The sequence below is a fragment of the Kitasatospora sp. RG8 genome (assembly GCF_017813315.1).
Lineage (GTDB): Bacteria > Actinomycetota > Actinomycetes > Streptomycetales > Streptomycetaceae > Kitasatospora.
Genome location: NZ_JAGIYX010000002.1, coordinates 330,661 through 343,337 on the forward strand (window position 1 = coordinate 330,661; position 12,677 = coordinate 343,337).

9 protein-coding genes are annotated in these 12,677 nt (G+C 75.7%); 6 read left to right on the forward strand and 3 right to left on the reverse strand.

Features of this window, described 5'->3' with window-relative positions; all coding sequences use genetic code 11:
• The first annotated feature begins 64 nt into the window (after nucleotides 1–64).
• The 3 genes from J5Y04_RS04355 to J5Y04_RS04365 all read left to right on the forward strand — a co-directional run bounded on the left by J5Y04_RS04355 (nucleotide 65) and on the right by J5Y04_RS04365 (nucleotide 5,232).
• On the forward strand, nucleotides 65–2,269 hold the full coding sequence (locus J5Y04_RS04355) for a BTAD domain-containing putative transcriptional regulator (protein WP_209410423.1): 2,205 nt from the start codon (nucleotides 65–67) through the stop codon (nucleotides 2,267–2,269).
• Between the two features lie 224 nt (nucleotides 2,270–2,493).
• Nucleotides 2,494–3,675: a sulfite oxidase gene (locus J5Y04_RS04360; protein ID WP_209410424.1), complete on the forward strand. Its 1,182-nt coding sequence runs from the start codon at nucleotides 2,494–2,496 to the stop codon at nucleotides 3,673–3,675.
• 69 nt (nucleotides 3,676–3,744) lie between these two features.
• A complete protein-coding gene (locus J5Y04_RS04365; RefSeq protein ID WP_209410425.1) occupies nucleotides 3,745–5,232 on the forward strand; it encodes a rhodanese-like domain-containing protein in 1,488 nt (495 codons plus the stop codon).
• A 247-nt stretch (nucleotides 5,233–5,479) separates the two neighbouring features.
• On the opposite strand, the gene J5Y04_RS04370 is transcribed toward J5Y04_RS04365, so the two are convergent.
• Nucleotides 5,480–6,175 carry a type 1 glutamine amidotransferase domain-containing protein gene (locus tag J5Y04_RS04370; protein ID WP_209410426.1) on the reverse strand — a complete coding sequence of 232 codons (696 nt, stop codon included), beginning with the start codon at nucleotides 6,173–6,175 and terminating at the stop codon, nucleotides 5,480–5,482.
• Between the two features lie 248 nt (nucleotides 6,176–6,423).
• Between J5Y04_RS04370 and J5Y04_RS04375 the strand changes: the two genes are divergently transcribed.
• Nucleotides 6,424–7,326, forward strand: a complete 903-nt coding sequence (locus J5Y04_RS04375; protein ID WP_209410620.1) for a LysR family transcriptional regulator — start codon at nucleotides 6,424–6,426, stop codon at nucleotides 7,324–7,326.
• 242 nt (nucleotides 7,327–7,568) lie between these two features.
• Entirely contained in the window at nucleotides 7,569–8,150 is a 582-nt protein-coding gene (locus J5Y04_RS04380; protein WP_209410427.1) for a hypothetical protein, read from the forward strand.
• A 149-nt stretch (nucleotides 8,151–8,299) separates the two neighbouring features.
• Here J5Y04_RS04380 and J5Y04_RS04385 read toward each other — a convergent pair whose 3' ends face one another.
• The gene (locus J5Y04_RS04385) at nucleotides 8,300–9,880 is read right to left on the reverse strand and encodes a hypothetical protein (protein WP_209410428.1); all 1,581 of its coding nucleotides are present in this window, start codon (nucleotides 9,878–9,880) and stop codon (nucleotides 8,300–8,302) included.
• Nucleotides 9,877–10,806 carry an ATP-binding cassette domain-containing protein gene (locus J5Y04_RS04390; protein ID WP_209410429.1) on the reverse strand — a complete coding sequence of 310 codons (930 nt, stop codon included), beginning with the start codon at nucleotides 10,804–10,806 and terminating at the stop codon, nucleotides 9,877–9,879. The genes J5Y04_RS04385 and J5Y04_RS04390 overlap by 4 nt, the downstream gene beginning before the upstream one ends.
• A gap of 425 nt (nucleotides 10,807–11,231) precedes the next feature.
• On the opposite strand from J5Y04_RS04390, the gene paaK reads away from it, so the two are divergent.
• On the forward strand, nucleotides 11,232–12,575 hold the full coding sequence (gene paaK / locus J5Y04_RS04395; RefSeq protein ID WP_209410430.1) for a phenylacetate--CoA ligase PaaK: 1,344 nt from the start codon (nucleotides 11,232–11,234) through the stop codon (nucleotides 12,573–12,575).
• The last annotated feature ends 102 nt before the right edge of the window (nucleotides 12,576–12,677 follow it).

A 12,677-nucleotide genomic window follows, 5' to 3' on the forward strand; every position in this document is an offset into this window, starting at 1 on the left:
CGGACTCGCCCGTGGAGCGTTGCCGACGTAGGTTCGTAGTGTCCGTACGGAAGGCGTCCGGCGCATGCTCGAACTGCGTATCCGTCTCCTCGGCGGTTTCCGGGTGCGGGTGGGCCCGCGCGAGATCGCCGCCGAGGCGTGGCGCCTGCGGAAGTCCCGGAACCTGGTCAAGGTGCTCGCGCTCGCCCCCGGCCAGCGGCTGCACCACGGACAGGTGCTCGCCGCGCTCTGGCCCGAGCTGCCGCCCGAGGCCGGTGCCGAGCAGCTGCGCGAGGCCCTGCACGAGGTCCGGCACACCCTCGACCCGGACCGGGCCGCCCGCCACCGCTACCTGGAGTCGGGCGAGAACCTCGCCCTGCACGGCGGTCCGCTGGGGGTCGACGTCCAGGAGTTCGAGCAGGCCGCGCTGCACGCCCGCCGCAGCCGGGACCTGGACGCGTACGAGCGGGCCGTCGCCCGGTACGGCGGCGACCTGCTGCCCGAGGACCGCTACGAGGAGTGGGCGGTCGAGCGCGAACAGGCCCTGCACGCCGAGTACCTGGCACTCCTGGTCGAGCTCGGCAGCCTGCGCGAGGCACACGCCGACCTGGACGGCGCCGCGGCGGCGCTGCGCCGGGCCGTGGCCGCCGACCCGCTGCACGAGGACGCCTCCCTCGCACTGATGCGGGTGCACGCGCTGGCCGGGCGGCGGCACGAGGCGCTGCGCGAGTACGACCGGCTGGCCGCCGCACTGGAACGCGCCCCGGGCCGCGAGCGCCCCGGGCCCGCCGCCCGGCGGCTCCGGGAACAGGTCCGGACCGGTGGCGACGTCCGGGCCGAACTCACCGGCGAACTCTGGGAAGACGTCGGAGACCTCCGGATGATGGCCGGCGACACCGCGGGCGCCGCCGCCGCGTACGGCTCCGCCCTCGCCCCGGCCGTGGTGGACCTGCCCGCCTCGCCGGGCGTCCTCACCGGGCGGGCGGCCGACGGCACCGGCCTGCGGGCCGCGCGGCTGCACCGCAAGGCGGCCACCGCCCACCTCGCCGGCGAGTCGGTGGCCGACGCCGAACCCCACCTGGAAGCCGCCGGGACGGCGCTGGTCGAGGCCGGCGGCGATCCGGCCGAGACCGGCCGGCTGCTCGGCCTGCGCGCCAACTGGCTCTGGGAGTCCGGCCGTTACGCGGAGGCCCAGCAGGCCGCCGAGGCCGGGATGGCCCTCGTCGGGGAGCACGGCACCGCCGACGACCTGGCCGCCGTCCACGAGACGCTCGCCCTCGTCCAGCACTCCCGGGGCGACTGGCGGGAGGGCCTGCGGCGCGAGATCGACCGGCTCGGAGCCACCGCCGACGACGACGAGCGGCTGGCCCGGACCTTCGACATCCACTGCTGCCTCGGCGAGTACGACCTCTACGGGGACGGCCTGAGCGACAGCGTCGAGGAGTACGCCCGGCACACCCTCGACCTGGCGATCGCCCGCGGTGCGCGACGGGCGGAGGCCTTCGCCTGGTGCCTGCTCGGGGAGTCGCTGCTGCTGCGCGGCCACTGGGACGAGGCGCCCGGCTGCCTCGAACGCAGCGCCCACCTCTACGAGGAGATCGGCGGCCGCGCCGACGCACTGCCCTGGCAGCGGCTCGCCGAGTTCGCGGCCGGGCGCGGCGACAGTGCCGAGGCGGCCGACCACCTGCGGCGCGGCATGGCCGCGGCCGCCGTCTCCCCGCTCTCCCGGCACGCCTTCGGACGGCTCTGCGCGACCGCCGCGCTGGACGCCCTCGAGCGCGGCGAGCCGGGCGAGGCCGTCCGCGCGGCGCGGTCCGCCGCGGTGTACGCGGCCCGGCACGGCGAGTGCCCGAGCTGTACGGCGCTGCTCCACCCGGTGGCGGCGGAGGCGTTCGCGGCGCTGGGGGACGCGGACGGCGCGGCCGAGCACGCCGAGGCGGCGCAGCGGGTGGCCGCCCGGTTCGACAGCTCGGCCTGGCGGGCGATGGCGCAGTCCGCGCACGGCTCGCTGGGCTCGGCCCGTGGTGACCCGGAGGGCGCCCGGGCACACCACCTGGCGGCGGCCGGTCTGTACGGCCGGGCCGGGCAGCCCTTCTGGGCGGCGCGCGCCAAGGCCCAGGCGGTGGCGGTGGCCGTCGGGGCGGGGACCAGGGCCGGGGCGGAGGAGGCGGACCGGCGGCTGCGGGCGGAGGCCGCGGCGGTCTTCGAGATGCTCGGCGCCCGCCCTGCGCTGGCCCGGGTACGGGAGCCGGGGCGGGTGGCGGTCGGAGGCGGAGGTGGGCCGGGGTGAGGGCGACGGGGTGCCGGCGACGGGGTGCGGTGGGTGGCGGGCCGGTGGGCCGGTGGGCCGGCACGGGGCTTCGGGCACGGGGGCTTCAGGCGCAGGGCTCCCGGCGCGCTGGGCTTCGCACGGGGACAGGCGTGGGGTTCGGGTACGGGGGCAGGCGCCGGGAACACGCACGGAGGCAGGCACGGGGGACACACACGACGGACGCACACAGGTGGTGAGCCGGGATGACGACGACAGCCCGCAAGGGGACGACCGCCCCACGCTGGGCGCCCGAGACGGTCACCACCGAGCCGTACAACGCGCAGACGCCGGCGGCGGCGCTGGCCGAGCCGCTCACGCCCACCCGCGCGTTCTTCGTCCGTGACCACTTCGGCGCTCCGCACCTGCGCCGAGCCGGCTGGCGGTTGCGGGTGAGCGGGTTGGTGGACACCGAACTCGACCTCGGGTACGAGGAGTTGCTGGCCCTTCCGGGGCGCGAGCTGGAGGTGGTGGTGGAGTGCGCCGGGAACGGCCGCAGCCTGATGGAGCCCCGCCCGCCCGGCCTGCCGTGGGCGCAGCGGGCCGTGGGGTGCGCCCGCTTCACCGGGGTCCCGCTGCGGACGGTGCTGGCGTCGGCCGGTCTGCGGCCGGAGACGGTGGAGCTGGTGTTCACCGGCGCGGACGAGGGCGAGCTGAACGGCCACCGCACCGCCTTCGCGCGGAGCCTGCCGGCCGGCCTGGCCCTCCACACCGACACCCTGCTCGCCACACACATGAACGGCGCACCGCTCACGCCCGGCCACGGTGCGCCCGTCCGGCTGCTGGTGCCCGGCCACTACGGGGTGGCGGACGTGAAGTGGCTGGTCGGGGTGGAGGCGGTGGCCCGGCCGTTCACCGGACCGTTCCAGGCCGAGGAGTACGTCTACCGGCGCTCGCGCGGCGTCCGTGACGGGACGCCCGAGGGCCCGGTGAGGGAGATCCGGGTGAAGTCTCTGATCACGGGACCGGCGCCCGGGGCACGGCTGCCGCTGGGCCTCCTCTGCACGGTGCGCGGGCGGGCCTGGTCGGGCGGGGTTCCGGTGCGCCGGGTGGAGGTGCGGGTCGGCAGCGGCGGGTGGCGACCGGCCGAACTGGCACCTGCCGCAGGACCGTACGCCTGGGCGGAATGGGCGTACCGGTGGACGCCGCGGGTGCCGGGACCACGGCTCCTGCTGGCGCGGGCGACCGACGCCGAGGGGCGCACCCAGCCGCTGCGGACGCCGTGGAACGAGCAGGGGTACGGGTGCAACCCGGTGGCCGGGGTGGAGGTCGTGGTCGTCGGCGGTCCGGGCCGCGCGCGGGAACGGCGGGGGAGCGGCACGGGAAAGGCCCCGGAGGAGGGCGGTCCCCGGACGGGGCGGCACCGGCACGAGGAGGCGCCGGCATGACGAGGCGTCGGCGCGAGGCGGTGTCACCGGCATGACTGGGCGGCACCGGCACGAGGAGGTGGCAGCGACATGAGGAGCGGCACGGGCGGGAACGCCATCGAACCCGTCACCACGGCGGCCCTCGGCGACACCAGCTACCTGCTGACCTCCGGCGACGAGGCCCTGGTGGTGGACCCCCAGCGGGACTGCTGGCCCCTGCTCGCCTCCTGTGAGGCGCGCGGGCTGCGGATCCGGTACGTCCTGGACACCCACGTCCACAACGACTACCTCTCCGGCGCCCTGGAGGTCCGGGCCGCCACCGGGGCGACGGTCGCGGGGCCGGCCCGGGCCGGGTACGACTTCGACCACCTGCCGTTGGCGGAGGGCGACGAGATCACCCTCGGCGGGTTGTGCGTCCAGGCGCTGGAGACACCCGGCCACACCGCCGAGCACACCGCCTACCTGGTTCTCGACGGCGGGTCGGGGGAGGAGCTGCCGACGGCGGTGTTCACCGGGGGCAGCCTGCTGGTCGGCAGTGCGGGCCGGACCGACCTCTCCGGCGCCGCCCGGACGGAGCAACTGGCCCGCGCCCAGTACCGCTCGCTCCGCCGCCTCGCCCAACTCCCCTCCGGCACAAGGGTGCTGCCCACGCACGGGGCCGGCAGCTCGTGCTCGATCGGTGCGGTGACCGGCGAGCGGACCAGTACGGTCGGCGACCAGCGGCTTGCCAACCCGGCACTGCTGATCGCCGACGAGGACGCGTTCGTGGCCACCCGCATGCTCGGCCTGCCGCCGGCGCCCGCCTACTACCGGCAGATGGGGCCGCTGAACCGGGCCGGCCCGGCTGTCCTCGGCGGCCCGCCCGAGCTGTTGGCGCTGACGCCCCAGGAGGTCCAACTGGCCCTCGGGCGCGGCGCGCTGGTGGTCGATGCGCGGGACCGCCGGGCGTTCGCCGACGCCCACCTGCCGGGGTCGCTCGGCGACGAGCTGGACGGCTCCTTCGCGGCACTGGTCGGTGAAGTGGTGCCGTTGGACAGGCCGCTGGTCCTGGTGCTGCCGGAGCCGGTCGCCGACGCGGCCCGCGAAGCCGTCCTCCAGCTGCTCCGGATCGGCTACGACGCCAGACTGGTGGGGCAGTTGGACGGAGGTGTGGAACGCTGGCGGGCGAGCGGGCGCCCGTTGGCCGCGATCAGGACGGCGGACGTCTCCGAGGTGCGACGGGCTTTGGCGGGTGGGGGCGTTGCGAGCCCGGCCCTCGCGAGACCGGCTGTTGCGGGCCCGGCCGTCGCGGGTGGGGCTGTTGCGGGTGGGGCTGCCGGGCCGCAGGGAGGGCTGCCGGTCCAGGTGCTCGACGTGCGGCCCGCCGCCGACCCGCCGGTGCCCGGTGCTCTCGCCATCCCGCTCACCGAACTGCCCGGCCGGATCGACGGGTTGCCGCCCGGCCGGGAGTTCTGGACGGTCTGCGGCCGGGGCCGCCGGGCCACCGTCGCGGCCAGCCTGCTCGCCGCAGCGGGCCTCCCGGTGACGGCCGTGGTCAGCGGCGGCGCGCAGGACCTGGTGCGTGAGTTCCGGCGGTGACGCCGCCGGCGTTCACACCCGGTGCCGGGGTGCCGGGGTGCCGGGGTGCCGGGGTGCCTGGGTGCCTGGTGTCCGGCGCCCACTGCCCGGCGCCCACTGCCCGGTGTCCGCTGCCCGGTGTCCGGCGCCCGGTGACCGCGCGGGGCCGAGCGGTCGGGGGCTGCCGATCGGGCGTTCCGGCCGACAGTGGCTGTCGGCAGCGGCAGCCGTCATCGGAGGCCGTCATCTGCGGTCGGAGCTTCGGGTCTCAGGCCAGCTTCTTGAGCAGTTCGGCCGCGAGCGGGGCGGAGGAGGCAGGGTTCTGCCCGGTCACCAGGTTGCGGTCGACGACCACGTGCGGGGCCCACGGCTCGCCCTCCTGGAAGTCGGCACCCGCCTCCACCAGCCGGCTCTGGAGCAGCCACTTCGCCTTGTCGGCGAGGCCGGCCTGGGTCTCCTCGGCGTCGGTGAAGCCGGTCAGCCGGTAGCCGGCGAAGACGTTGGTGCCGTCGGCGCGGGTGGCGGCCAGCAGAGCGGCCGGGCCGTGGCAGACCACGCCGAGCGGCTTGCCCGAGGCCAGGGTGTCGGCGAGCAGCCGGCCGGAGACCGGGTCGACGGCGAGGTCCTCCATCGGGCCGTGGCCACCGGGGTAGAACACGGCGTCGTAGTCGGCGAGGTCCACGTCCTCCAGCTTGACCGGCAGCCGCAGACCGGTGAAGGCCTCCAGGCCGGCCGTGATCCGCTCGGCGCCCTCCGGCCCGCCGTTGACCTCGGGGGCCAGGCTGCCCTGGTCGACCGTCGGGACCACGCCGCCGGGGGTGGCGACGGTGACCTCGTGACCGGCGGCCGTGAACGCCTCGTAAGGGGTGACGGCCTCCTCGGCCCAGAAGCCCGTGGGGTGCCGGGTTCCGTCGGCGAGCGTCCAGTAGGTGGCGCCGGTGACGACGAACAGGATCTTCGACATGCGGGGAGCTCTTCTCTGAAGGCGGGCCCGGCGGGGCCCGGAGGTTGAATCCGACCATAGGCCGGTCGATCCGCAGCTCACCAATGGCAGAGCCGATGGCTGCCATAGGAATGCCTATGGGTGTCCGGTCGTAGGCTGGCCGGGTGAACGACCGCGACCACACCGCGCCCGGCCTGCCCGCAGGGCCGCCGCCCGGGCCTGCCGCGCCGACGACGGCGTCCGCCGGGCCCGCCGCCCGGCCGACGGCGCTGGCCGGGCAGACCGACCTCAACCTGTTGCGGACCTTCCTGGCCGTCTACCGGGCCGGCTCGTTCACGGCCGCCGCCCAGGTACTCGGACTGTCGCAGCCGACCGTGACCACCCAGATCCGCGCGCTGGAACGGCAGGGCGGGCGCGAGCTGTTCGAGCGGAGGCCGCGCGGAGTGGCCCCCACGCCCGTCGCCGACGAGCTGGCCGCCCGGATCTCCGCACCGCTCGACGCGCTCGCGGCCGCCGCCGGGCCGGGCGCCCGGGCCGAGACGGGGGCGGAACCGGTCCACCTGGCCGGCCCCGCCGAACTGCTCTGCACCCTCGTCCTGCCCGCCCTCGCCCCGCTGGTCGCCGACGGGGTCCGGCTGCGGGTGACCGCCGGGCTGACCGACCCGCTGTTGGAGGAGCTGCGAGCGGGCCGCCACGACCTGGTGATCGCCACCACCCGCCCGCGCGGCCGTACCCTGACTGCCGTTCCGCTGGGCGACGAGGAGTTCGTCCTCGTCGCCGCCCCCGTCTGGGCCGACCGCCTGCACGGCCGGCTCGCCGCCGAGGGCCCGGCCGCGTTGCACGAGGTGCCGCTCGTCGCGTACGCCGAGGACCTGCCCATCGTGCGCCGCTACTGGCGCCACGTGTTCGGCCGGCGCCTCAACTGTCGTGCCGCGCTCACCGTGCCCGACCTGCGAGGGGTCGTCTCCGCGGTGGCCGCCGGAGCCGGTTTCGCGGTCGTCCCGCGCTACCTCTGCGCACCCCTGCTCGACTCCGGCGCCCTCGTGCAGCTGGACGACCCCGAGGACCCGCCGATCAACACCGGCTACCTCGTCCAACGCCCCGGTACCCCCGCCAACCCGCACCTTCCCCGCGTCCGTGACCACCTCCTGGCGGCCGCCCGCACCTGGTGACCCGTCACCCGGTGCCCGGAACGTGCCTGCACGCGTGTGCCCGGCACCCGTGTGTCCAACCAGGAGCGGCCCGGGCGGCGGCAGCGCCGGCTTCCGTGTCCTGCCGGGGCCGCCGGCCCGCGAGGGAGACGTCCCCGCGGAGCCGTGCCGACCGACCCCGGTGCGGACCGCGCGGAATGCCGTGCCATGCTGACCGCCACAGGCGACCAAGATCACCATCAGCGTGAGCGGAGCAGAGCACCATGCGAATCCCCTGGCGACGACGGCCGGCCGGGCGGTCACGGCGGCTCCTCGACATGGCGGCCGTCGAGCCCGGAACGGTCGACGCCACCGACGAGCTCGACGTCTGCCGACAGGTCGCCTTCCGGGTCGCCCGGCGGGACCACGGCGCGACCGCCGAGGTACTGGCGGTCGTCGAGGAACTGCTGGCGGACGAGACCGAGTACGAGTTCGTCGTCACCTTCCTGGAGAACCTCCAGAACGTCGTGTCCCACGGTCTCGACACGTTTCGGTCTCCCGACGAGATACGCCTGCTGCTCGGACCCCGAAGCGCGGTCTGCTGGGACACCGTGACCGGTTTCTGGGCCGCGGTGGCCGACTGGCGTCTTCGCACCGGCGTCTCGCTGGAGCCCGTCGCCCCGCTGCTCGACGTCGAGAATGAACAGCTGCGCACGCTCCTGTGGACGGCGAACAGAACGCTCGCCACGGGCGAGAAGCTCGGAATCGCCGACGCCGTGCGCTACGAGAAGGCCGTCGGGTCGCCCGTGCCCGGGTACAGCCACATCGCGGTCGCGCTGCGCATCACGGGGCAGCGCGGTTCCTGACCCGGTACCGGAGGAGGACGCAAGCACACTGCGGCGGCCCGACGACGAGACGCGCCTCCCGTCGTACTCCGGGGAGGCCCCGGACGCCGGCCGGCGCGGCCGGGGCCGAGCGGGCGGCGTCGGCCCCGGCCGCGCCGCTCCCTGACGCCTCACCTCGTTGCCCTCACCTCCCGGCGGGCCGCGCCGGCCACGAAGGCGGTGGCCAGCAGGGCCAGGGCGGCGGCGAGGACGAGCAGGGGACCGGGCCCGGCAAGGTGGCCGGCCGTGCGCACGGCGCCCATGTAGTCGAGGGCGGCGACCTGGTTGACCACCAGGTACCAGAGCGGGAGGTAGAGGGCCTGGAACACCAGGTGGGTGCGGGAGAGGACGCCGAGTGCCATCGCCAGTGAGGGGACGAAGAGCGCTCCGGCGGCCCACGCGGCCAGGCCGGCGGCGTCCCCGGCGACGGCGAGGCGTATGAGCGGGGCCGCGCCCGTCACGGCGGCCAGCACCACGCCGGACGCCCACTCGGCGAGCAGCCTTCGGCGGGCGGCCGGGTAGGCGCCCACCAGGACCTCCAGGTCGTTCTCGGCCTGCCGGCTGCCCAGGCCGGACCAGATCAGTACCGGCCAGACCCAGAGGGCGGGCAGGACGAACCCGGTGACCGCGCCGATCGGGACGGTCAGGCCGGCCACCGTGAGCCCGGCCGTGACCAGCCACCACCAGGGCGACACCCCGCCGGCCAGGATGCGCACCTCGCCGGCGAGCAGCCGCCCGAAGGTGCCGCCGAACGCGGGGGCCGTCCGGGGCAGGGCGACGGGGGCCGGAGGGGCGGCGGGCGCGGCGGCCTCCGCGGCGGCCGGGTGGACGGAGGCGCCCGCCGGACGGCCGCGGGCGGGATCGAAGCGGCCGAACCACAGCGCCGGGAGCACGACCAGCGCCACCGAGAGCAGCACCAGCAGCAGCCGCTGGAGGGCGAATCCGCCGTCGAAGCCGGCACCCGCCCAGGGGAACGGGGCCAGCGGGGTGTCCACCTTGGTCAGCCCGAGGCTGAACTCCTGGCCCTCGACCGGCCCGGCCCCGGCGGCCAGGGCGGCCGCGCGCAGCGACCCGGCGGCCTGGCCGACGCCCAGCCCGCCGAACGGCGCACCCGGGGACTGCCCGCCGACCACGACGACCAGGGAGACGAGGAACCAGGCCACGTTTCCCGCTCCGCCGCGCAACAGCGGCAGCGTCTCGAAGAGGACGGCTGCCGCGGCGGTCACCGCGAGCAGCGGGAGGGCCGTCACCACGAAGGGTGTCAGCAGCGCCACCGGGTCGATCGCGCGGTGCTCGCCGCGGACCAGCTGCATGGCGGCCGCGGTGAGTGCCAGGACGCCCAGCATCGAGCCGAGCACCAGCAGGTTGCCGAGGAACTTCGCCACCAGGTAGGCGGAGGTACGCAGCGGGGTGGCGGCGAGGATCTGGCCGACCCTGGTCTCCTCGTCCCGGCCGATGCCCTTGCGGACGACGTAGAACCCGCCGACGGTGAGCCAGAGCGCACCTGCGAGGGCCGTCGCCAGCCCGACGTACGCGCTGTTGTACTCGCCGCGGTGACGGCCGACCGCGAGGATCACCCAGTGCCCGCCGGCTGGCGGGACGGCCAGGTAGCCGAGGCCGACGGCGGCGAGCAGCGTGACCGTGTAGACGGGGCGCCGTACCCGGTCGCGGAAGTCTCCGGCCGCCAGGCCGGCCAGGGCGCGCGCCGTCATCGCCGCACCGCCTGCCGACGCAGCGGGCCGTCCGGCGTGCCCCCGCCGGACGGGGCCGCCGGAGCCGCCTGCCGGACGATGCCCAGGTAGGCGTCCTCCAAGTCCGGTGCGACCGGGACGGCGTCGCCGGAGGGTGCCCGGTCGGCGAGCACCCGGAGCCGGACGCCGTCCGCCGTCCGCACCATCCGGCTGACCGGGTACCGGCCCTGCAGCGCGGTGACGGCGCCCGGCTCGACGAGCAACTCCCAAACCTGCCCGGACAGCTCTCCGGCCAGTTGCTCGGGCGTGCCGCGCCGCAGCAGCCGGCCGCCGGCGACGACGGCGATGTCGGAGGCGACGGACTCGATGTCCGGGACGATGTGGGTGGAGAGCAGGACCGCGCGTTCCGCGGAGAGCTCGCTGAGCAGGTTGCGGAACCGCACCCGCTCCTCCGGGTCGAGGCCGGCGGTGGGTTCGTCGACCACGATGACCTGCGGGTCGGCCAACAGTGCCTGGGCGATGCCGACCCGGCGCAGCATGCCGCCCGAGTACGCGCCGAGCGGCCGCTTCACCGCCTCGGTCAGGTTGACCAGGGCGAGCAGTTCCTCGATCCGGGCCCGCGCCGAACGGGCGGAGAGCCCCTTGGCGGCGGCGAGGTAGCCGAGGAACTCGCGCGAGGTCAGGTTGGGGTAGACGCCGAAGTCCTGGGGGAGGTACCCGAGATGGCGGCGGAGCAGCTCGGGCCGGGCGAGTACGTCGGCGCCCCGGTAGTGCAGCCGGCCGGAGGTGGGCCTGGTCACCGTGGCGACGATCCGCATCAGCGAGGACTTGCCCGCGCCGTTGGGGCCGAGCAGTCCCAGCAGGCCGGGGCCCAGGTGCAGCGAGAGGCCGTCGACGGCCCGTTTGCCGCCCTTGTAGACCTTGGTGATGTCGATCAGTTCGAGCATGCGCTCCGCTTTCTCGGTCGGCCCGGTGGTGACGCGGACGAGCCTTCCGGACCGGCGGTCCGTTGCCATCTGCCGTTCGGCAGAGATCCACTCCCGACTTTCGACATACGCCCACCGCCCGCCGCCCCGGTCCTTCGTCATGCCCCGGCCTGTACGGCACCCCGCGGTGGCGCTCGCGGAGCATCCCGCCGCCGCTGCGGCAGCACCCCGATGCGTCCCCGTGGCAGCGCCCCGCCGCGCCCCGTGACACTGGGCCCCCGCCGCCCCGGTCCCGCAGAGCCCCGCCGCCCCCGCGGGGCCCCGACCTGCGTGGCAACCCTTGACAGTCGGTGCGGCGGCTGGATTACTTGGCCTTGTTCGAGGGCTGACCGAATGGTCGGTCGGCGAACGCCACACTCGGGCCCCCGGACGGCTGAGGAGACGCGATGAGCAGAGCGACCGGCCCGGAGCCCGCGCGGACGCGTCTGGGCGAGCCGCTCCCCGACGAGTTGCTGGACGCCGGCGAGCGGATGACCGGCGAGGAGCTGCGGGCGCACCAGCTCACCCACCTGCGCCGCACGTTGCGCCACGCGTACGACAACGTCGAGTTGTACCGGCGCAAGTTCGACGCGGCCGGCGTGCGCCCCGAGGACTGCCGGACCCTCGCCGACCTGGCCCGCTTCCCCTTCACCACCAAGGCCGACCTGCGGGACACCTACCCGTTCGGCATGTTCGCCGTCCCGATGGAGGACGTCCGCCGGATCCACGCCTCCAGCGGCACCACCGGGCGGCCCACCGTGGTCGGCTACACCGAGCACGACCTCTCGGTCTGGGCGGACGTGATGGCCCGTTCGATCCGCGCGGCGGGCGGCCGGGCCGGTCACAAGGTGCACGTCGCGTACGGGTACGGGCTGTTCACCGGGGGCCTGGGCGCGCACTACGGCGCCGAGCGGGCCGGCTGCACCGTGATCCCCGCCTCGGGCGGCATGACGGCCCGGCAGGTGCAGCTGATCCGGGACTTCCGGCCCGAGATCATCATGGTCACCCCGTCCTATCTGCTCACCCTGCTCGACGAGTTCGAGAAGCAGGGCGTCGACCCGCGCGGCACCTCGCTGAGGGTCGGCGTCTTCGGTGCCGAGCCGTGGACGGAGGAGATGCGCCGCGAGATCGAGGAGCGGATGGACCTCCACGCCGTCGACATATACGGCCTCTCCGAGGTGATGGGCCCGGGCATCGCCCAGGAGTGCGTGGAGACCAAGGACGGCCTGCACATCTGGGAGGACCACTTCTACCCCGAGGTGGTGGACCCGCTCACCGACGAGGTGCTGCCGGACGGCGAGAGCGGCGAGATCGTCTTCACCTCGCTCACCAAGGAGGCCCTGCCGGTCATCCGCTACCGCACCCGCGACCTCACCCGCCTGCTGCCCGGCACCGCCCGTCCGGCGTTCCGGCGGATGGAGAAGGTCACCGGGCGCAGCGACGACATGATCATCCTGCGTGGGGTGAACGTCTTCCCCACCCAGATCGAGGAGATCCTGCTCCGCACCCCGGCCGTGGCGCCGCACTTCCAGCTGCGCCTGACCCGCCGAGGCCGGATGGACCACATGACGGTCCGCGTCGAGGCCCGGCCGGACGCCGCCTCCGAGCAGCGGGAGGCCGCCGAGGCGGAGATCGTCCGGGCCGTCAAGGACGGTGTCGGGGTGACGGTGGAGGTGGAGGTCCTGGACCCGTACGGCCTGGAGCGCTCGGTCGGCAAGATCCGCCGGATCGCCGACCTGCGCGACCGGTAGCGCGGAGGGGGCGGACGGGGGAGCGGGCCGGGGCCGCGCGGTGACGCCGCCGGCCCCGGTGCGGCGTCCGGGCCGGGAACCCCGGGCGCCCTTCCCGTCCTG